We start from the raw sequence: 20,439 nt of genomic DNA on the forward strand, positions 1-20,439 counted from the left end.
CTTAGTTTGGTTTATTTAACTTAATAAGATGTTGTGTTCATTAACTCCAGCACCTTAAATGTACTTAAAGTTTCACGCACTTTTTTGTTAATCACATGCCAATACCCACCCATCTGGCAATCGTTTACAGAACATGATACAAATCCTACACTGCAACACTCAGTAAATGCCAATTTCCCATCAATTGCTTCAACAATATCAAGTACTGAAATCTCACTAACATGGCAAGCCAAAGCATAGCCACCTTCGGCACCACGTTTGGCAAGCAAAATACCCTTTAGGCTTAATAGTTTAAGCACTTTACGCACAGTTGGCAAATTAAGCCCTGTTAAGCTAATAAGATCAGTGGCGCTGTATAGTCCTTGCGGATTTTGCGCAAATTTGAGCACGATCATCACAGCATAATCAGCAAGTTTACTGACTTTTAACATCAAAATAGTACTGGCTTGGTATCATATGCGCAAAGGGTAATGTGTTTTAACGTTTGTGTCAACGGATTAAAAATTTGTTTTCCCGCAGTTTATAACGTGTAAAATCAAAATAAACAATTACTAACTGGAGTTACTAAGATTCTCATTTCCAATTACATCTCAATTAAATCAAGATACAAAAAACATTTTGTATTTTATTTTTTTCAGGGTAGTCTATCTTTCTAGTCACTGACCTTTTGGGTAAAAAAAACTTAAATGCAGCATGATAAATATCTACACACACAGTTATGTAGCTTAAGTGTCTATGCTGCTATCTCTATTGATATCTTTTATTGTTGTCGATGTATTAAGCTTAATTAAGATCTACTGCACTTTGCAGTCAACCTATGTTATTCAAGTGTCAGTTTATCTTTAATTAGGCATCTTGGTATTTCGCATTTTTAAGTGAAGATACATAAACAATTAACAGGATAACCTTATGTTTAAATCAGTACTTGTATTTATTTTAGCCGCACTGTTTCTTTTTTTTGAAATGGCGCTTCAAGTCTCTCCAGGCATTATGACCGAAAACCTCATGAGTAGCTTACACATTGATATATTCTGGCTTGGTGTCACCTCTGGGGCTTATTTTATTACGTATACTTTAATGCAGATTCCAACAGGTCTAATCTATGATCGATTCTCCGCACGTAACGTGATTATGCTACCACTTTTAATTTGTGTTATTGGCGGATTTCTATTTGGGTTAGCACCAAACTTTTATCTTGCAGCTTGCGCACGTATTTTTATGGGCTTTGGCTCAGCCTTTGCTTTTATTGGTGTCCTTGTCGTTGCCAGTCATGTTTTGAGTAAACGCTATTTCACTTTAATTGCAGGTGTTATTCAAATGCTTGCAGCATTGGGTGCTATGTGTGGTGCTTTACCACTTATCCCACTGATTGATCACTTTGGCTGGCGCGCAACAATGATGATTATCAGCGGCTTTGGTTTGATTCTACTGATGATCATGTTTTTCTATCTAAAGCTTCCCAACAAACATCTAACAACTAAACCCGTAACAAGTTTATGGCTTACTTTCAAGTCTGTTGCTCGCCAATCTCAAACGTGGATGATTGCAATTTATGCTTGTTTACTGTGGATGCCAATGGCAGTTGTTGCTTCACTTTATGGCATTCCTTATGTTGAACAGTATTTTAATGTTCCTTTTTCAGTTGCCGCAACCATTGTTACTTTCATGTGGGTTGGCATTGCCGTTGGTAGTCCTTTATTCGGCTTTCTTGCCGATAAAATGGGGCATGTCAAGCCCATACTTGTTCTTTGCGCAGTACTTGGTGTCATTGCTTTTGGGTTTATTACGTTAGCACCAATTACTAATGTAACAGTCCTTATTATATTATTTTTTACAGCAAGTGCTGCGTGTGCTGGACAAGCATTAAGCTTCTCTTTGGTCTCATGCAACAATAAACTTGAACATCGCGCTACTGCTATTGGTTTTAATAATATGGCCGTTGTTATTTCAGGTTTTATTTTTCAGCCATTTGTTGGCTATGTCATCCGCGCAAGTCAATCACAAGCAGCAATAAACTATCTATATGTTGGTTCTAGCTATCATAACGGCATGATCGTTGTATTATTTGCCTATTTGACTGCTAGCATGGCTGTTATTTTTTTGATTAAAATGCCGCGTATCATTAGCGATATGGCTTAAAATGCACTTTGATGCGCTTCTTTATGGAAAAAATCAATATCAGACGTCTTAGAGCGTGCAAACTTTGTACGCTTACGCCATTTGTATCCCAAATATAAAACAATAAATAAAATAACCCCACTATAAGTTGCAAAGAAAGCCCCCCACGTTGCCGTGCCTGATATTACTTGTTCGACTTGTGCGCCAAACATCATAATAATCAAAGCAATAATCGAAATAATCGGACCATATGGGTAAAACTTTGATTTATAAGTCAAATCATTCAATGAGCGCCCTTGTTTGATATATGCGCGGCGAAAACGTAAATGACTAATAGAAATACTCAACCAACCTATGTATCCAGATAAACTAATCAAGTTAACCAACCAGTTAAAAATTGCACCATTACCGATAAAAGACGCTAAGAAAAAGGTTGCACCCAAAATAGAAGTTACTAGTACACCAATGACAGGCACACCGCGACGATTGGTTTTGGATAAGACTTTAGGCGCCTGCTTAGATTTAGATAAATACCATAAGGTACGTGATGACGTATAAATACACGAATTAGCTGCTGACAAAACAGCAGTTACCAAAACAATATTAACGAGGGTTGCTGCATAGGTGAATCCAGTACTTTGAAAGACCATGGTAAATGGGCTCATGGCTACATTAGACTCAGGATTAGCTAACCAACTTGCTGTATAGGGAACCAAAAAGCCAATGATACCTAATGCGCATATATAAAATAAGGTTAATCGCCAAAAAGTGCTACGAATCGCTCTGGGGATTGCTTTTCTTGGATCTTTTGCTTCCCCTGCTGCAACACCCACGATTTCAGTACCTTGAAAGGAATACCCTGCAATCAAAAACACGCCTAAAATCGTAAACAACCCACCATTAAATGGCGCATCTGCAACATGCCAGTTTTGAAACCCAACAGCATGACCATTCTCACTAATACCAAAAATAGCCAACGCGCCGACTAAAATAAAAATGATCACAAAGGATACTTTAATAAATGACAACCAGTATTCTGACTCGCCATACATTGATACCGAAAATAAATTAACAGCAAGAATAATGACAAAGAAAATAGCACTCCATAACACCACAGGTATCTCAGGAAACCAAAACTGCATCAATAATCCCGCACCCAGTAAATCAGCAGAGATTGTCATCGCCCAGTTAAACCAATAATTCCAACCCATGGCAAATCCAAGCGCTGGATCGACAAACTTCTCTGAATACTTGTTAAACGAGCCTGTGCATGGCGCATAAGTTGACATCTCACCTAGACTGGTCATCAACATATATACAATCAATGCAACTAGCGCATAACCAATCAACGCGCCACCTGGTCCTGCCTGCGAAATCGCTGATCCACTTGCAAGAAATAATCCAGTACCAATGGTGCCACCTAACGCAATCATCGTTAAATGACGCGTTTTTAAATCGCGTTTTAATTTAGTTGATTTCATACCTTTCCCCTTAATTTAATGTAATACACCGAAAATTTAAGTGTACTTGATAACATTCAGCAATATCCTATTCATCAGTCCTCACAGTAATTTACCGAAAAAAGTGAGCATGCGCGACAAAAATATCGGACAATTGTTATAAAAATTACATAAAAATGATAGCGCCTTTAAAAGGAAGAAAATAAACAAATAAAAATCAAAGTAGAGCAAATACCATTATAAAATCAGACTATTAACACCCATATGCGTTAACCATTTACAGATTAAATTGAATGTCAGTTATTTTAGGGATATTTAACATTCGCTCCAATGTTAGAATATTCTCTTTCAAAACATGCATACCAGGATCAATGCAATTAGCAATCCAGCCAATACAAGGGATCTGCTGTTGTTTTAAATAGCTTTCTGTTAATAAGGCATGATTAATACAGCCAAGCTTCATACCGACAACCAAAAGCACAGGGATATCCAATACCTTTAAGTAATCCACCCATGTTTCCTGATAGTTCAGCGGTGTTAATAAACCTCCTGCTCCCTCAATAAAGGTAATATCACTATTGATTTGTGCTAGAGAATGTTTGGTTTGCACAATGAGTTTTTCAACATTTAATATGCTATTTTCTTGCTCTGCGGCAATGTGTGGTGCAATTGCTGGTTCATAGACATTGGGGTTTATCCATTCATAAGGAAGTGACATAGAAGACGCTTTTTGCAAAGCCAACGCATCTTCATTGACTAAGTGACCATCTTTAATAAAGGCACCTGACGCCATTGGTTTTAATCCAGCAACTGTTAAGCCCTGCTTCTTTAATTGATTCATCAAGTATACACATACATAAGTTTTACCAACTTCGGTATCAGTACCGATAATGGCGATTCTCTTATGATGTTTTAATAAAGTTATATTCATCTGTTTTCCTTATTGTGTTTAATGTTTTACCACAGGGCATATGCAATACATTCCTACGGTATTTGGTAATAACAGAACCCGCCGTAGAGGAAATTCACGAATTGCCTGATTATACACGGGGTAATTCGTGAATTACCCCTACAGGAATTATTTTATAATCACACATAACCCAACCATATAATTTTAAGGTGATGAGAGCAGTTCACAAATCGCCTAATATATGCCGAATTCATCAATTGTCGGATATACACACCATCACGGGCAATTCGTAAATTGCACGATACATATTTCATCGTAGGGGTAATTCATGAATTACCCCTACAAAGATTGTTTTATAATCACATACAATCCAACCTCATAACTTAACGTTGTCAATTCATCCTTATCATCATGCAGATATTTCCAAAGCCTTTTTATTGCTGGTTTTTTACATCCTAAATAACTATTAACACCCGTGCTTTTTAAATGTTTAAATTGTGCCATTCTATTAACAAACTCTAATTGAATGCTTTGTCTCTCAATGTTTAGACACCGCCAACCAAATATCTTAAAAAAAGACTGTAGCTCATGATGATTTGTAAATGCATTAATACGCACAATTTTTTCAAGTTCTTTAAAGGTGCCATGAAGTGGAATAGAAAAGACAAATATGCCATTGATCGTTAATACTTGATCAATACGCTTGAATAACGTCAATAAACAGCTAGACCACTGTAATGCCATATTGCTATAAATAACGTTATATTTTTTTGGAGGTAATGATTGCCAAAAATGTGATTGATTAAAATCACCCTGCATAAAATTAAATATGTGCTTTGACATAGGCAATTTATCAATATATATCTCTTTGGCTTTTTCAATTAAAGCATCAGCAATATCAACAGCATCATAAGTCAGTGGCATAAGTTTTTTTGCTATATCAATACTAGAAATGCCATCACCACAGCCTAATTCTAATATATTTTGTGTATTTTGAAATTGCACAAGATACTCAAATGCCATACCTTTTAAATGTTTATCTACCTTACGTTGCACTTGGTCATGCTGATGGTAGCTATCTTTAGCTGCACTAAAGCTTATGCGTGGTGATTTTAACATACACCGGCCTCATTCAAAGCACAGTGTAATAGCTCCAGATGACTGTGATCCTTAATGAGCTTACTATTAAATAACTTAGCTAATAATACACTATTAACAATAGAATCATTTTCTGCTAGAAACACATTAATTCCAGTCTTTTTACACAAGGCAACTGCATCCGTTACGGTCATTGTTTCAGTAAAGGCAAACATCCACTTTAAATAATTTAATTGACTGTGGTATTGCTCTGCATCCGGTAATAGACAATACGGCATTAGATCTTCAAGTTTATTAAACTTAGGAAAAGTAATAAGTTTTAAAAACTTCTGTGATAATTTATTTGGATTTAATTCATATTGTCGTACAAATGCCTGTTGTTTCTGAGCACTGGCAAACTGCCATAATAGTGGCAACCCATAGCAATAAATACTTTTATCTTTAACCTCCAGCTTATTTTGCTGTATAAGTTTCAATAACCACAAACCACTATGTGACCATGCATGAATGACCTTTGTTTTTGCTAGTTTTACAGATAAATACTGCAATACTTGCTCTTGATTTGCACTTGCAAAACAAGGCATATCTACACATTGCTTCGCTGAAATTTCAGGATGAAATACTTGCCATAAACTTGCTTTAAATCCCCACCCCGATAAAAATAAATGATTTTGAATATTATAAAACACGCATCAATTCATCCAATAATTGTTGAATATCATGCATATCATGCAATGCTGTTAGCGATATGCGTAATCGTGCACTATTTTGCGGCACTGTAGGTGGACGAATGCAGGAAACATAAAATCCTTTATTTTTAAGTATACTTTGCACTTTTTCAGTTTGTTGATTATCGCCAATTATGATACTGCGAATCGCTGTTAGATCATGTGAAACGACATTAAGTCCAAGCTTTTGCGCATATTGGTTAAAAAAGCTAATATTCTCAAACAGCTTTTCACGTAAGTGATCACCTTTCATTATAAGATGTAAACTGGCATTTAATGCAGCAACAATTGGAGTTGCAAGTGCCGTACTATAGATATAACTACGCGCTGTTTGCATCAACAATGTAATAAGCTTATCACTTCCACAAACAAATGCGCCCATGGCACCTAATGCTTTACCACATGGCACTATCATGATGGGTACATCTTTAATATTTAAATTGGCATGACTTACGGCACCTTTCCCCAATTGCCCTATCACACCAAAACCATGTGCATCATCAACAATAAGCTGCGTGTTCCCCGCACTAGCAAGCTTGGCTAAAGGTGAAATATCCCCATCCATACTAAAAACACCTTCCGTTACAACATATCTAGCCTCTGGATGCCTTTGTAAGATATCATGTAAACTATTAATACTTTGATGAGGATAACGCTTAAGCTTAGCTCCGGACAAAGCAATACCATCCAAAATAGAGGCATGAATTAATTTATCAGCAATAATTGTCTGACTATCCTTTGCTTCTTTTACTTTTCTTGCTAGCAAACTCATTACCGCCAAATTAGCATGGTAGCCTGAGTTAAACAGTAAGGCGCGTGGATAACCGACAAATGCTGCCATATCATGCTCTAGCGACTCAATTAGATAATGACTACCTGAGACAATAGCTGATGATGTACTGCCAATACCATAACGATCAATCGCTTGCTGTGCCTTTTTCTTAACCTCTACATGTTGTGATAATCCCAAGTAGTCATTACTACTAAAGTTTATTAAAGTGTGTTGGTCAATGTGGATAAACTTATCTTGTATTTGCGTAAACAAGCGTTGACGATAACACCCGTTTTGCTTAATTGTTGTTAAATGATCTTGATAAAGGCTATCATTCGCTAAGCAGCTCATGATGCTCCTCACTGTTTTTTGTTATTTTAAACCCGAGCGTATTAAGAAGTTTAAGATCATCATTTTTTGAAGGATTAGCTGCCGTTAATAGTTTATCACCATAAAAAATAGAGTTTGCACCGGCTAGAAATGCTAAAGCTTGCATTTCATCACTCATTTGCGAGCGACCTGCCGATAAGCGAACTTTTGAGCTTGGCATCAGGATCCTTGCCACAGCAATCGTGCGCACAAAGTCAAAGCTATCTATTTCTGCTTTTTTTAGTTTATTCCCCAATGGTGTACCTGGTATTGGAATAAGCTGATTGATTGGCACACTGGCAGGTGGTGTTTTTAAGTTTGCCAAAGTCACCAGCATTTGCAAACGATCATCAATCGTCTCACCCATCCCAAGAATTCCGCCACAGCAAACTTTCATACCAGCATTTGCGACTTCTTCCAGCGTATCCAAGCGTGACTGATAATCTCTGGTACTAATAATCTCTTTATAAAACGCCTCTGAAGTGTCCAAGTTATGATTATAATAATCAAGGCCAGCTTTGGCTAATTTCGTGGCTTGAGTTTTTGATAACATTCCTAAAGTCATACAGGTTTCTAACCCTAATGACTTAATAGATTGAATGATTTCAATCAGTTGCGGCATCGCTTTTTCAGGTGGGTTACGCCATGCTGCCCCCATACAAAAACGCTTAGCACCAAGATCCTTAGCTCTTTGAGCCTGTGCTACGATATTTTCCACATCCATTAACTTTTCTTTCTGAACACCTGCATTATAATGTCCGCTTTGTGGACAATATTTACAATCCTCAGGACAACTGCCTGTTTTAATACTTAATAATACACATAGCTCCATTTCATCGGCGAAATTCTCACGATGCACTGTTTGTGCTTCAAACAATAACGCATTAAATGGTTTATAATACAAACTTTGTGCATAATTTAAATTAATCGTTGGCATTCCTGCTATCCTTTATTTTTACGTTGTTACGCTTTCACATCGGCAACAATCTAGATATACTTGCCGCGTTAGTCAACTTATAATTTAAATAAGGTTTACAAAAAATGTATTCGACCAATCTTTGGCACCCTTGCTCGCAAATGAAAGATTATGAAACATTCTCACCACTTAACATTACTAAAGCCCAAGGCAGTTTTATCTATCACAATGGCAAACCAATAATTGATGCAATCTCAAGTTGGTGGTGTAAATCACTGGGTCATTGCCATCCCTACTTACAACAAGCTTTAGTGCAGCAATTAAGCGAACTTGAGCATACTATTTTAGCTAATACAACAAACTCAGTTATCGAACAACTAACACAAAAACTATGCAAGCTTACCCATACTGATAAGGCTCTTTTTGCCAGTGATGGCTCATGTGCTGTTGAGATGGCAATGAAAATGAGTATTCATGCACGTGTCATCAAAGGGCAGTTAAATAAAACTCACTTTGCCGCACTGCAAAACGGTTATCATGGTGAAACATGTGCCACATTAAGTGTGAGCGACTTAGGTTTGTATAAGCAAGCTTACCAATCACTGTTATTTGAGTGCACTTTCTTACAAGATATTCCTTATGTTACAGGTATTAATGACCCGCTTTGGAGTGATGCGCAGAGTGCTTGGCAAAAGTCACAAGCGCAATTAGATGCAATTAAAGATCAACTCAATGCTGTCATTATTGAACCTCTTATTCAAGGTGCCGGTGGTATGCTGATTTACAGCAAAGATTACTTAGCAAGATTAGCTAAGTGGTGCAAAGAGAATGATATTTATTTAATTGCGGATGAAATTATGACCGGTATTGGGCGCACAGGCAAAATGCTCGCTTGTGAATATGCTGATATCACACCTGATTTTATCTCTTTATCCAAAGGCATTACTTCAGGCATGCTCCCTTTAAGTATTTGCTTAACACATGATGATATTTATGCCCTTTTTTATGATGATTATGCAACACAAAAGGCCTTTATGCATTCACATACACATAGTGGTAATACATTGGCCTCAAGAGTTGCTTTAGAAACACTCTATATTTTTGAACGTGAGCACATACTTGACTATGTTAATAAAACATTAGCGCCAACGATGCATAATATGATGCTTGAAATTGCTCAAAATACTCAAAAATTGCATAACGTTCGCAGTCTGGGTGGTGTTGTTGCCGCGGATCTAAAAACCACAGAACCACGCGCAGGTTACAAGCTGTACCAAAGAGTCATTGAAAAAGGCGCACTAATGCGTCCATTGGGGAATACCATTTATTGGTTGCCACCACTGAACACTGATATTAAGACCATTAATAAGCTAGGAGAAATATTGCTAGAGTTATTATGAAGCATCAATGTATAAATGTTGGCTGAACGTCAGTCGAAGCCATTAGTTTCTTTTCTTTCTCTTGCCTTCGACTTCGCTCAAGGAGTGCAACGTGCAATAAAAAATAAATTGAATTACAATTACCCCCTCACCCGTGCAGCAGAAGCTGCACGACCTCTCCCACAAGGGGAGAGGTAAGAAGTTGAGTCAATTTATTTTTTATTATTAATTACTTCAATGCCTTAATAAACTGACGTATCTTATCGGCTGATAACTTCGTATCATCTAAATGCTGCTCAATTAATGAAGTAAAGTAACTACCAACAATCGCCGCATTGCCACCGGCTTGCCATACTGCGTGAACATGTTCAGGCTTTGAAATACCAAACCCAACTACCATTGGCTGATTAATAAGTTTGCGCACATGCTTGATCCGTGTAATCGTTTGCGGTGCAATCTCACTTTTTACACCAGTGGTACCAAAACCACTTAAAACATAATTAAATGCACTACTGTGATTAGCCAATTGTTTCACACGCTCATCTGATGAATTGGGTGCAACCATTTGTACCGCACCAATATTGTATTTCTTAAGTAAATCTTCATGCTCTTTTGACTCTTCTAAAGGTAAATCGGCACAGACCACACCGTCAATGCCAACACTTTGAAGTTTCTGATAAGCACTTTCGCCTTGCTTAAACAACAAGTTATAATAAATAAGTAACCCAATTGCAATATTAGGATACTTTTGGCGAATAATACTAAGCATATTAATACAACGATCAAATGTCATACCTGACTTTAATGCTCTTTCCATTGATCGCTGATTGGTTGGCCCATCCGCTATGGGATCTGAAAATGGAAAACCAAGTTCAATCGCCTGAATTCCTGCATCAATTGCCACATCGATAATATACAAGCTTTCATCAAAATTGGGGTCCCCCAGTGTAAAAAATGGCATAAGCACTTTTTTGCTATGATCTTTAAATAATTTATCAAATCGATTACTCATCGGAAAGCCCTTTATATCTAAAATAACTTTGTAAATCTTTGTCACCTCGCCCTGATAAATTCACTAATATGGTCTTACCCTTTAACTGTGACTGCGCCAATTGAAACGCCAGAGCTAGTGCGTGCGCTGACTCAAATGCTGGAATAATACCTTCGTTCTTTGATAACACTTCAAATGCAGCAATTGCTTCATCATCGGTAATGGTGAGATAAGTAGCACGTTTGTTCTGTTGCAAATAAACATGCTCAGGTCCAATCCCTGGGTAGTCCAATCCTGCTGAGATTGAATATGGCTCTTTGATTTGCCCATCTTTGTCTTGTAAGAATAATGACTGCATACCATGAAATACACCTATCTCACCTTTATTCATCGTTGCAGCATGCTCACCAGTTTCAAGCCCTTTACCCGCAGGTTCTGCGCCATAAATGGCAACCTTGTCATCACTTAAAAAACCACTAAATATGCCAATGGCGTTGCTACCTCCGCCGACACAAGCAATGACTGCATCAGGCAAAGCATTAGTTGCTTTAAGCATCTGCGCGCGTGCTTCTTTACCAATAACTTCTTGGAAATAACGCACTAACGCCGGAAATGGGTGTGGTCCTGCCGCAGTGCCAAAACAGTAATAAGTATCTTCTGCATTGGTAATCCAATCACGCATTGCATCATTTATCGCATCTTTTAGTGTTGCACTACCTGATGATACACTATGGACTTTGGCACCAAATAATTTCATCCGCTCAACATTTGGCTTTTGTCGAGCAATATCCACAGCGCCCATGTAGATCTCAACCTGAAGGCCAAGCATAGCACCTGTCATTGCTGTTGCCACACCATGCTGACCGGCTCCCGTTTCAGCAATCACGCGCTTTTTACCAAGATATTTAGCTAATAGCATCTGTCCAATAGTATTATTGGTTTTATGCGCACCACCATGTAACAAATCCTCGCGTTTAAGATAAATATTAGCACCATATTTATCTGATAAGTTACGTATATAGGTAATCGGTGTCTCACGCCCTGCATAGTCTTTTAATAAACATTGAAACTCTAATTGAAAAGACTCATCTTGTTGAATGGTAATAAAGCCTTTCTCAATCTCTGTCAAAATCGGCATCAAGCTCTCAGGCGCATAACAACCCCCAAACTGACCGTAGCGTGTATTTAATTGCATAAAAATGACACTTAAGTTAAGCATAAGTATAGCTACGATAACATGCTTTTTATAAACGCACAAAAGAATTTTGCAGCGATGTATCGATACATGACTGCAAAATTATCGTAGTCAACTATTTTTTAGATTCCTTATTTATCATAGTCTCGAACAAAGCATATTCACTTTTTAATAGGTCAAAAAACATCCCCAATTTCTGGCGACAAAAATGTATTAATTTCTGATTGCTTTGCCGCACATCTAATAGCAATAAAGCACGGTAAACTGACATAAGCTCACGCATAGTTGAAAGCATTACTTTAATCATCTTAATTTGTGCTGTATTAAGCTCAATTTTAATATTGATAAAATTCTCGACAGCGTGCTTCTCCTGAAGTGACAACTCATCAATTAATAATCTTAGCATCTCTTTATCTAGGCTCTCGTCGAAATTATTTTCTTTATTTTTTAACGCCTTTTCTTGCTCTGCTGATTGCATTAAAAACATTTCAATAATCTGCTTATGTGTGAGATATATTAAGGAAAAATCACCAAAGAAACTCTTCCTTAGATTACTTTGTTTTAATACCTTGTTAATCCACAAAATCACTAACGCCCCTATTGCGATATCTAATATACGTGCGATAAGTAATGACACATTCCAAAAAGATAAGGTACCAATAAACATCACAATAAAAATACTGCTAAAGAAAACACCAGTCGCATAATGCACAACACTAAAGTAAAGTGTATAAAGTGCTAAAACCAGAATTACCGCAATAATGAGATAAAATGGCAAATATAAATTTAATACATAATAAGCCACTGTCCCAATAAAGCATCCCAAAATAGTGTTGACAACAACGGCTTTAGAGCGAGAAAGAATTTCTCTAGCATGCACGCTGACGCTGATAGAGATAATTGCCAAAACGCTCCAGTAATTACGTTGCAAACCAATAGCTTCCGTAATCAAAATTGCAATTAAACAAGCACTTGCCACCCTAATGGCCAAAAGTTTATACGCAGGTAATGCATTTAACCAGTTAGTGAATCTCATGCATAACCTCTCTAAGTGATAGCGTCGTAGTGTATAAGCTTTCAAGAAGAAGAAGTATCTCAAAGACAAGCACCTGACAGCCTTTCAAACTGGGGGCTGTTAACACCTCTTGTTTGAAATGATCCGCATGCGTTTTAAATTGGTTTAACTGGTGTTTAAAGTCCTCCTCTTTGTGCATTAAAAACACCCAAACAGCAAGCTTGGTTGCCATATATACTAAGTCTTTAAGTGTCATTTTTTGAATAATACTTTCAGCAATAGTTGATTTTCTTTTTGATAAGGTGTAGCAGAAAAACAATAAGCGAAAGGTGTTTTGTACTAAGCTTTGATAGTGCCCATAACACTTATGCCAAGCAACTTTGCGTTTTGGTAAAATAATCCAAGTAGCTCCTTTATCATGCAATGTAACTAAGCGTGTGGTAATTTCTTTTTTAATTTTATCCATATCAAGCGTTTGATTATTATCCATATCAAATGTCATATGCAACATATGACGCGTTTCATTTTGCAGCAAAATCGCATGCATCTGCAAGACGCGTAGTAGCTGCCTTGGCGTATCCCATGGGCGCAACATTAATACAAGCACAAAAAAAGCACTACCAACACAGAGTAAACTGATATATAGCTGTGTTAAATCTTGTTTAAGAATCGGTAGCTGAATTGATGATATCGCCAGCACAATAACTAAATAACCGGGAAACTGTTTAAATATGGGGGCATATTTTCTTATAAAAAAAGCAAAATATGCACATATAATTAACAAGGTGAAACTTAATAACTTATATGGATGTAACCAATAGGACACAGTCAATGCCAAAGCAAAGCCTGCTAAAAACCAAATAAAAATCTTACGCCGCGAGTAAATATCACCTACCGCACAGACTATTGCGGCAAAAGCCAGAAAATAAAACACCCAAATAATAACTTCATAGACTAAACCAAAGCGCCATGCGACCAGAAAATAAATAAGCATGATTGCGCCAACTTTGATGACCATCGACAACACATGTGCCCCAGGATCATTCTTTGATAAGTTGTATATAAAATGTTTTATCATTTTTACTGTGATCCATGTTTATTATCTACACGCCATGTTATAATGCGCCCAATTTTTTATGGTTATAAGCAAAACTTAATGTCTCTGCAGATTATAGCGTTTAAACGCTATAAATGCAGTGACACCGCTACAACTTAGGGGTATAAAAGCGTGAGACATGATGAAACAATGTTAGAAAAACTCCAAAATGGGGAGTTTAAATTAAGAAAATCTGAGCAAAAAGTCGCTAATTGGATTGTTGATAACAGCAACGAAGCAACTTCTTTAAATATCACGACGATTGCACATAATATTGGTGTAAGTGAACCGACCATTGTTCGTTTTTGCCGTGCAGTTGGCTGCAAAGGCTTTCAAGAGTTTAAAATTCGCTTCGCTGAGGAATTAGCTCTTGGCAGAATTAGTGAATCCATTGATATTAAGCTTGATGACTCTACCGCTGTAGTGAAAGATAAAGTAGCTCAATATGCACGTGCGGCTATTGCCAATGTTGATCGTGAAATTGATGATAAGCAACTTGAGTTAGCCACGCATATTTTGATTGATTCTAATAAAGTTGTCATTTGTGGATTTGGTGCATCAAATTGCACTGCTTTTGATAGCTTCCATAAACTCTTTCGGATGATGCCAAAAGTTGGTTACTATCCTGATATGCATATGTCAGCGATGGCAATTGGCTCTTTAGAACCAGGGGATGCAATTATTGCAATTTCTAATAGCGGTAAATCAGAAGCGTTGATCAGTTTATGCAAGCTAGCACGCAGTAATGGTGCAAAAGTTATTACTATCACCGACCCAGGCTCACCAGTTGACCAAACAGCAACCGTGCGTTTGAATATCAAAAAGCAAGTAGATACTGGATTATTTGTACCGATGGCCCATCGCTTAAAACAGCTAACAATTATTGACTTTTTAGTGTATAACTATGCAAGACTAAACGAAAAAGGTGCTGCACAACGTTTAAAGAAAACAAAAACAGCATTAACGGACTTAAAGCAACAGCACAGTATTATTTAGTTATACCCATCTTAAATCATTTTGTGGTGTTTGATTGTAAAGTAGTTTGTGATGGGTATATTTATTCCCACTCAATCGTTCCTGGTGGTTTACCCGTGACATCATAAACCACGCGAGAGATGCCTTGAACTTCATTGACAATTCGATTTGAAATATTCCCAATCAGATCATAAGGCAGATGTGCCCAACGTGCTGTCATAAAATCAATCGTCTCAACGGCTCTTAATGCAACAACATAATCATACTTACGCTGATCACCCATCACACCTACTGATTTCACCGGCAGAAATACGGCAAAAGCCTGACTGACTTTATCATAATAGCCACTTTTTTCTAACTCTTGCATATAGATAGCGTCAGCTTTACGTAAAATATTGGCATAGTCTTTTTTAACCTCACCTAAGATACGCACCCCAAGACCAGGACCTGGGAAAGGATGGCGGTAAACCATGCGATAAGGCAAACCTAATTCAACGCCTACTTTACGCACCTCATCTTTAAAAAGCTCTCTTAATGGCTCAATAAGTCCAAGTCTCATATCATCAGGCAAACCGCCAACATTATGATGCGACTTAATAACATGTGCTTTACCTGTGCTACTTCCTGCTGATTCAATAACATCAGGATAAATTGTACCTTGCGCTAACCATTTAGCATTGTTAAGCTTTGCTGATTCTTCATCAAAAATATCAACAAATAAGTTACCAATAATCTTACGTTTTTTCTCAGGATCATTAACACCTTCAAGCTTCGCTAAAAATCGCGCTTCAGCGTTGACACGAACGACATTAACATGCATATTTTCAGCAAATGTCTGCATGACCTGGTCACCCTCATGCAAACGCAATAATCCCGTATCGACAAACACACAGGTTAGTTGCGCACCAATGGCTTTATGTAAAAGGGCAGCAACAACGGATGAATCAACACCACCTGACAAGCCTAAAACCACTTCATCAGATCCAACTTGTGCTTTAATTTTTTGCACAGCATCTTCAATAATGCTCGCAGGATTCCATAATGCTTCACAGCCACAAATTTTAAAAGCAAAATTCTCAAGTAGCTCTTTACCATAAGCAGAGTGTGTAACTTCTGGGTGGTATTGCACGCCATAATATGGTTTTGTTTTATGTGCCATTGCCGCAATTGGTGCATTCTCAGAAGATGCAATAACTTCAAACGCATCACCCAAATCAATCACTTTATCACCATGACTCATCCATACATCTTGAGTTTGTGGGACTGATTCATATAAAGGAGTTACTTTGCTGATTTCAATCTTGGCATACCCAAACTCACGTTTATCTGATGAGCCGACTTCACCACCAAACTGATGTGCCATTGTTTGCATACCATAGCAAATACCTAATACCGGCACATTTAACTCAAATACACATTGAGGCGCTCTGACATGTGCTGATTCATTCACCGATTCAGGTCCACCTGAAAGAATAATACCATTAGCGGCAAAGTCCTTGATAAAGCTTACATCGACATCGTAAGGGTAGATCTCACAATACACACCAATCTCACGCACGCGGCGCGCAATAAGCTGTGTGTATTGCGAACCAAAATCTAAAATCAACAATCTATGCTTATGTATATCTTGCATACAGGAAACACCCATCACCACATTAAAAACTGTCAGGGATTATATCATGCCGATAAAACATTGCATCCATTTGCTTAAAATTGCAGATAAAAATAGTACATAGAGAGTAATTTGCTCTATGCAACAACTCCATTAATAGCCACCAGCTTTTCCCGATCCTGTAAAAGGAAATTTCCCTGAAATTTCATAAGGTTTGAAAAAGGGACTAACACCAGAAGCTTTGTCGGTATGACGAAAGAAACCAAGCCAATCAGGAGGATTAACCTGGCAAGTTTCATAATAAATACCTGGACCATCTAAAGCAACATTACGCCCATAGTGTGGACCGTCATTAGCGACCATACTCATCATTGAAAACACAACAAACCATGGTTTCTTACCATTTTTATCTGCTAATGGAGTTTTTTGACCTTTAACGATTACACAAGCAACTTGGCAATTAGGAATCCAGCCACCTGCACCAAAACCCATCTTTGTACCTTTTAACTCATGTTGATCAAGTTCATTATGGATATCAGGTTGTCTATTATGCTTAGGCCCATGAGCTACAATACCAGTTGTCCCATTAGGCTCCATTGTAACCGGCTCTACCCAAATTAGATCTGACTCAATTTTACCCTGAATCTTTTTAACACCAGAAATCGGATTATCAGCATACACAGATTGCGCCAACAAACTTACTGTTGTTAGTGTTAATAATAACCTAGACGTATTAATTTTCATTCTCCTTCCTCTTGTTTATATGTTAATCTACTTAACCCGGAATCACGATGTGTTTTCGGATTTTTTCAACTTGCGACATGTATTTATGATCTGCAATTGCAGGCCACCACATCACAATAATAATGCTCATATTAATTAATAGAACACTAAAACCTAGCCATTTAAGAAATAACGATTTCTGCTTGATTTTCTTAATCACTCGTCCAGTTAAATATACTGTCCATAAAATACTTAATCCCAATAAAATTGATTTGATTGAAATAATAAGCTCTGCAGACATATTAAAATCATTAGCCATAACTTGAAAAAACTTACCACACAAACCAATAACAATCGATAAAATTGCAACCGGTATATATTGATAAGTTAGAACCAAAAAATTGGTTTTAAAATGGTTTGATTTTGTTCGTAAAAGAAAAGCGGTAACACCAATGAGTATACTGGAAATCAGAGCAACAACAATAGCATATGACATCATATAAAAAGTAATCATACCAACATCTAACCAGTTATAATGTTGATTCCACCGTTGTGAAGAAATCCATACTGGAGCATGGTTAAATATCCAAAGATAATTTTTATCTAAAAACCAATCGCCAACAACATTACGTAACTGTTGATACTGGTGAAGTATTAACCATAAAAATCCACCTGCAGAAATACCCGGACTTAATAAAATAAATAGTACTTCATACCAATTAGGATGATGTTTTAAGATATTATTTGCTTCGGAACCTGGTTGTCGCCAGTAAATACCAAGCCCTGATTTTTTCTTACCATATGCACAAGCACCACATGTAATACAGTTATTTGTTGACACCTTATAAGGAAGATTATAATTAGTTGGACACAAGCGTCCATCAACATAATACTTTTTATCTTTCGCTAACTTAAGCTGACCACGATTAGGCCTAAAGTCAATAGCACCTATCCGTGACACAACACCTAGTATTTTGCCAATCGGGCAAAAATATCGACACCAAGGACGACTACTGTTTTTCCCAAAAAATAAACCAACAATGATAGCTAAAATAAAAATATACAAAAATAATCTTGCCAAACCTGCTGGATCGTCACGTACGTCAAGCGTTTGACCCATGATTGTTATAATCACAAACATGATAATAAGCCAACCATCCCATTGAATCCAATTAGGAATTACTTTTTTAAACCCTAAGTGACCTACCCATTCGCTAAGCGCACCTAAAGGGCACAATACACCACACCATAAACGTCCGAAAAGAATCACAGAAAATAAACAAGCACCATACCAAACACCCCAAAATAGAAACTGACTCAATAGTACAATACTTGTCAAAATAGTATCTTCAGCTTTAGGATTTGGAGAATAAATAGGTACAATGACTAAAAATAAGAAGAAGGCAAACATCAAAATTTGAATGTATTTAACCTTCCCTCTATTACGGTGAAAAAATTGCTCTATTTTAAGTAATCGCCTTGAGTCTTTTACTTCTCGAGCAGAAGTGATTATATCATTAGGTTTCATGACTGATGAGATGACTTTTTATTTTTATTCAGTATAAATTTTATCGCCAAGACTGAACTATTATAAAATTGCTTTAGAAATAGCAGACCTGTTGAGATCAAAAAAAACAACACACTAAGCACGTATTGTTCGCTGGCTTGTATATGGAAAAAATCACTATTAAAAAACCAATCAACAGGCGTGAACTTTATCCAACCTGCTTCTTGAAAAGAATTAATTGCATTGCCTATACACATTAGTGATAAAATAAAAATAAATACTGGGGTTAAGTTAAAAATGAGGCGATTGAATATTTTCCACTGATCTGTCGATGACTTGTATAACCATAAAAGCAGTCCAAAAAGTACAATACCTGCTAATAGTCCCGTTAATGTGCCAAGTTGTTGTGATGCCCCACCTTGGAATAAGGCATAGTAGAAAAGAATCGTTTCTGCAAGCTCACGAAATACACTGATAAATGCCAAAAAGCCCAATCCTGATATACTGATTTGATGCAAAAGATGACGTTTATTGAAGGTTTCAAAGTTGACATATAGCAGCATGCTCATAGCAATTAGACTTGCAAAGGCTTCGCTTAATTCGCGCATTTGTCCAGTAAAAAATGTATCTAGCCACACACAGCCAATTGCTAGTAATAGTCCAACACCTAAAGCAGCAATGCAATTGACATAAATTACTTTAAGCTTATCTGCTCTTCCTGATTCCTTAAGTGCTGAACATAGCATAATGATAACAAGTAATGCTTCTGTCCCTTCACGTGGGATAATCCAAAAAGAAGAAGATAAAGCGATATAAAAATTAGTTGTTAACATAGTTTGCCATCTCTACTGGTTGCCTTCCAATTCTTTTGCTTCTTTATTAACTTCTGCACAAAGTGATTCTGCCTTTTTTCTAATAAGTTTAATTTTTTTTGGTGTGACCGGAGAAGTCATTGATTCTGTCAAGTCATGGAATTTGCTTTCAACACTAAAAATATATTGTGGTGATACATATGGACGATATTTAATTTCTAAAACGTTGTCATAAATTTGCCAATACGTATTGTCAGATAATTTACTTGCTTCTTTGATTTGTTGAGATTCATACAATTTAACTGACTTTTCTAACAGTGTACAAATCTTGTCTGCTTGCTTCTGATAGAAATTAACTGCTGATTTTTGAGAAGATTTTGATTTTGATAGCGTTGTCAAGTCTTTAGATTTTTGAACTGATGCAGATGATTGAGTCGGCGAGGATGTTGAAGTATTAGGTAAGTGTTTGGATTTTTGATGCAATATGATCATGATTCCAAATATAATAATAATTAAGATAATGCAAATATAGATTTTTTTCATGAATTTTAATTATCCTTGTTTAGTGCAAATTACTTTTAGAATACTATTGTCTTAAGTATTTCCGTGGTAATTTAGATCACATTAATTTCTAAGGAATATCGTAAAACAGGACGCAAACCTTAACAAGAATAATTCTCATTGTCAATTTATCTTCATATAAAATCTCTGTACACGAAGAAAAATTTGCAAACTGCTGCTTGAAGCGTTATTTTTTCTTGAT

At 36.8% G+C, this 20,439-nt stretch carries 19 protein-coding genes; 3 read left to right on the top strand and 16 right to left on the bottom strand.

Annotated elements, in window-relative coordinates; translation table 11 throughout:
- Positions 1-20: 20 nt before the first annotated feature.
- The gene (locus DNK85_RS06520; protein ID WP_119328770.1) at positions 21-431 is read right to left on the bottom strand and encodes an SUF system Fe-S cluster assembly regulator; all 411 of its coding nucleotides are present in this window, start codon (positions 429-431) and stop codon (positions 21-23) included.
- Between the two features lie 478 nt (positions 432-909).
- Here DNK85_RS06520 and DNK85_RS06525 point away from each other — a divergent pair, with 478 nt between their 5' ends.
- Entirely contained in the window at positions 910-2,139 is a 1,230-nt protein-coding gene (locus DNK85_RS06525; RefSeq protein WP_119328771.1) for an MFS transporter, read from the top strand.
- Here DNK85_RS06525 and DNK85_RS06530 read toward each other — a convergent pair.
- The 6 genes from DNK85_RS06530 to bioB form a co-directional block, all read right to left on the bottom strand.
- Positions 2,136-3,599, bottom strand: coding sequence for an amino acid permease (locus DNK85_RS06530; protein WP_119328772.1), 1,464 nt, complete (start codon positions 3,597-3,599; stop codon positions 2,136-2,138). The two genes, DNK85_RS06525 and DNK85_RS06530, sit on opposite strands and share 4 nt — an antisense overlap.
- A 256-nt stretch (positions 3,600-3,855) precedes the next feature.
- Positions 3,856-4,509, bottom strand: coding sequence for a dethiobiotin synthase (bioD, locus tag DNK85_RS06535; RefSeq protein WP_119328773.1), 654 nt, complete (start codon positions 4,507-4,509; stop codon positions 3,856-3,858).
- Positions 4,510-4,827: 318 nt separating this feature from the next.
- On the bottom strand, positions 4,828-5,607 hold the full coding sequence (locus tag DNK85_RS06540) for a methyltransferase (RefSeq protein WP_119328774.1): 780 nt from the start codon (positions 5,605-5,607) through the stop codon (positions 4,828-4,830).
- Positions 5,601-6,275 carry a hypothetical protein gene (locus DNK85_RS06545; RefSeq protein ID WP_119328775.1) on the bottom strand — a complete coding sequence of 225 codons (675 nt, stop codon included), beginning with the start codon at positions 6,273-6,275 and terminating at the stop codon, positions 5,601-5,603. Before DNK85_RS06545 ends, DNK85_RS06540 begins: the two co-directional genes overlap by 7 nt.
- A complete protein-coding gene (locus DNK85_RS06550) occupies positions 6,265-7,437 on the bottom strand; it encodes an aminotransferase class I/II-fold pyridoxal phosphate-dependent enzyme (protein ID WP_119328776.1) in 1,173 nt (390 codons plus the stop codon). Before DNK85_RS06550 ends, DNK85_RS06545 begins: the two co-directional genes overlap by 11 nt.
- On the bottom strand, positions 7,418-8,392 hold the full coding sequence (bioB, locus tag DNK85_RS06555) for a biotin synthase BioB (RefSeq protein ID WP_119328777.1): 975 nt from the start codon (positions 8,390-8,392) through the stop codon (positions 7,418-7,420). The genes DNK85_RS06550 and bioB overlap by 20 nt, the downstream gene beginning before the upstream one ends.
- 104 nt (positions 8,393-8,496) lie before the next feature.
- Here bioB and bioA point away from each other — a divergent pair, with 104 nt between their 5' ends.
- Positions 8,497-9,771, top strand: a complete 1,275-nt coding sequence (gene bioA / locus DNK85_RS06560; protein WP_119328778.1) for an adenosylmethionine--8-amino-7-oxononanoate transaminase — start codon at positions 8,497-8,499, stop codon at positions 9,769-9,771.
- A gap of 208 nt (positions 9,772-9,979) precedes the next feature.
- Here bioA and trpA read toward each other — a convergent pair whose 3' ends face one another.
- From trpA to DNK85_RS06580, 4 genes are all read right to left on the bottom strand, one after another.
- Positions 9,980-10,762 (bottom strand): tryptophan synthase subunit alpha, encoded by a 783-nt coding sequence (gene trpA / locus DNK85_RS06565; RefSeq protein WP_119328779.1) that lies wholly within the window; start codon positions 10,760-10,762, stop codon positions 9,980-9,982.
- Positions 10,755-11,936: a tryptophan synthase subunit beta gene (trpB, locus tag DNK85_RS06570; protein ID WP_119328791.1), complete on the bottom strand. Its 1,182-nt coding sequence runs from the start codon at positions 11,934-11,936 to the stop codon at positions 10,755-10,757. The genes trpA and trpB overlap by 8 nt, the downstream gene beginning before the upstream one ends.
- 115 nt (positions 11,937-12,051) lie before the next feature.
- On the bottom strand, positions 12,052-12,972 hold the full coding sequence (locus tag DNK85_RS06575; RefSeq protein WP_119328780.1) for an FUSC family protein: 921 nt from the start codon (positions 12,970-12,972) through the stop codon (positions 12,052-12,054).
- A complete protein-coding gene (locus tag DNK85_RS06580; protein ID WP_119328781.1) occupies positions 12,959-14,029 on the bottom strand; it encodes an MFS transporter in 1,071 nt (356 codons plus the stop codon). Before DNK85_RS06580 ends, DNK85_RS06575 begins: the two co-directional genes overlap by 14 nt.
- A 168-nt stretch (positions 14,030-14,197) precedes the next feature.
- Between DNK85_RS06580 and DNK85_RS06585 the strand changes: the two genes are divergently transcribed.
- The gene (locus tag DNK85_RS06585; RefSeq protein WP_162896565.1) at positions 14,198-15,043 is read left to right on the top strand and encodes a MurR/RpiR family transcriptional regulator; all 846 of its coding nucleotides are present in this window, start codon (positions 14,198-14,200) and stop codon (positions 15,041-15,043) included.
- Positions 15,044-15,104: 61 nt separating this feature from the next.
- Here the strand turns inward: DNK85_RS06585 and guaA are convergent, their stop codons facing one another.
- The 5 genes from guaA to DNK85_RS06610 all read right to left on the bottom strand — a co-directional run bounded on the left by guaA (position 15,105) and on the right by DNK85_RS06610 (position 20,219).
- A complete protein-coding gene (gene guaA, locus DNK85_RS06590) occupies positions 15,105-16,655 on the bottom strand; it encodes a glutamine-hydrolyzing GMP synthase (protein ID WP_119328783.1) in 1,551 nt (516 codons plus the stop codon).
- A 132-nt stretch (positions 16,656-16,787) separates the two neighbouring features.
- Complete coding sequence (locus DNK85_RS06595; protein WP_119328784.1) at positions 16,788-17,378, bottom strand: iron transporter; 591 nt, start codon at positions 17,376-17,378, stop codon at positions 16,788-16,790.
- Positions 17,379-17,409: 31 nt separating this feature from the next.
- Complete coding sequence (locus DNK85_RS06600) at positions 17,410-18,885, bottom strand: 4Fe-4S binding protein (RefSeq protein ID WP_119328785.1); 1,476 nt, start codon at positions 18,883-18,885, stop codon at positions 17,410-17,412.
- The gene (locus tag DNK85_RS06605; RefSeq protein WP_119328786.1) at positions 18,882-19,697 is read right to left on the bottom strand and encodes an FTR1 family iron permease; all 816 of its coding nucleotides are present in this window, start codon (positions 19,695-19,697) and stop codon (positions 18,882-18,884) included. The genes DNK85_RS06600 and DNK85_RS06605 overlap by 4 nt, the downstream gene beginning before the upstream one ends.
- A 12-nt stretch (positions 19,698-19,709) precedes the next feature.
- Positions 19,710-20,219, bottom strand: coding sequence for a hypothetical protein (locus DNK85_RS06610; RefSeq protein WP_119328787.1), 510 nt, complete (start codon positions 20,217-20,219; stop codon positions 19,710-19,712).
- Positions 20,220-20,439: the final 220 nt, after the last annotated feature.

Origin of the sequence: Cysteiniphilum halobium (assembly GCF_003574425.1) — a bacterium.
Taxonomy (GTDB): domain Bacteria; phylum Pseudomonadota; class Gammaproteobacteria; order Francisellales; family Francisellaceae; genus Caedibacter; species Caedibacter halobius.

What these genes read in the sequence shown, in the direction of transcription:
- DNK85_RS06520 (WP_119328770.1), bottom strand. Translation starts at nt 431, where the DNA reads ATGTTAAAAGTCAGTAAACTTGCTGATTATGCTGTGATGATCGTGCTC.
- DNK85_RS06525 (WP_119328771.1), top strand. Translation starts at nt 910, where the DNA reads ATGTTTAAATCAGTACTTGTATTTATTTTAGCCGCACTGTTTCTTTTT.
- DNK85_RS06530 (WP_119328772.1), bottom strand. Translation starts at nt 3,599, where the DNA reads ATGAAATCAACTAAATTAAAACGCGATTTAAAAACGCGTCATTTAACG.
- bioD (WP_119328773.1), bottom strand. Translation starts at nt 4,509, where the DNA reads ATGAATATAACTTTATTAAAACATCATAAGAGAATCGCCATTATCGGT.
- DNK85_RS06540 (WP_119328774.1), bottom strand. Translation starts at nt 5,607, where the DNA reads ATGTTAAAATCACCACGCATAAGCTTTAGTGCAGCTAAAGATAGCTAC.
- DNK85_RS06550 (WP_119328776.1), bottom strand. Translation starts at nt 7,437, where the DNA reads ATGAGCTGCTTAGCGAATGATAGCCTTTATCAAGATCATTTAACAACA.
- bioB (WP_119328777.1), bottom strand. Translation starts at nt 8,392, where the DNA reads ATGCCAACGATTAATTTAAATTATGCACAAAGTTTGTATTATAAACCA.
- bioA (WP_119328778.1), top strand. Translation starts at nt 8,497, where the DNA reads ATGTATTCGACCAATCTTTGGCACCCTTGCTCGCAAATGAAAGATTAT.
- trpA (WP_119328779.1), bottom strand. Translation starts at nt 10,762, where the DNA reads ATGAGTAATCGATTTGATAAATTATTTAAAGATCATAGCAAAAAAGTG.
- trpB (WP_119328791.1), bottom strand. Translation starts at nt 11,936, where the DNA reads ATGCAATTAAATACACGCTACGGTCAGTTTGGGGGTTGTTATGCGCCT.
- DNK85_RS06575 (WP_119328780.1), bottom strand. Translation starts at nt 12,972, where the DNA reads ATGAGATTCACTAACTGGTTAAATGCATTACCTGCGTATAAACTTTTG.
- DNK85_RS06580 (WP_119328781.1), bottom strand. Translation starts at nt 14,029, where the DNA reads ATGATAAAACATTTTATATACAACTTATCAAAGAATGATCCTGGGGCA.
- DNK85_RS06585 (WP_162896565.1), top strand. Translation starts at nt 14,198, where the DNA reads ATGTTAGAAAAACTCCAAAATGGGGAGTTTAAATTAAGAAAATCTGAG.
- guaA (WP_119328783.1), bottom strand. Translation starts at nt 16,655, where the DNA reads ATGCAAGATATACATAAGCATAGATTGTTGATTTTAGATTTTGGTTCG.
- DNK85_RS06595 (WP_119328784.1), bottom strand. Translation starts at nt 17,378, where the DNA reads ATGAAAATTAATACGTCTAGGTTATTATTAACACTAACAACAGTAAGT.
- DNK85_RS06600 (WP_119328785.1), bottom strand. Translation starts at nt 18,885, where the DNA reads ATGAAACCTAATGATATAATCACTTCTGCTCGAGAAGTAAAAGACTCA.
- DNK85_RS06605 (WP_119328786.1), bottom strand. Translation starts at nt 19,697, where the DNA reads ATGTTAACAACTAATTTTTATATCGCTTTATCTTCTTCTTTTTGGATT.
- DNK85_RS06610 (WP_119328787.1), bottom strand. Translation starts at nt 20,219, where the DNA reads ATGAAAAAAATCTATATTTGCATTATCTTAATTATTATTATATTTGGA.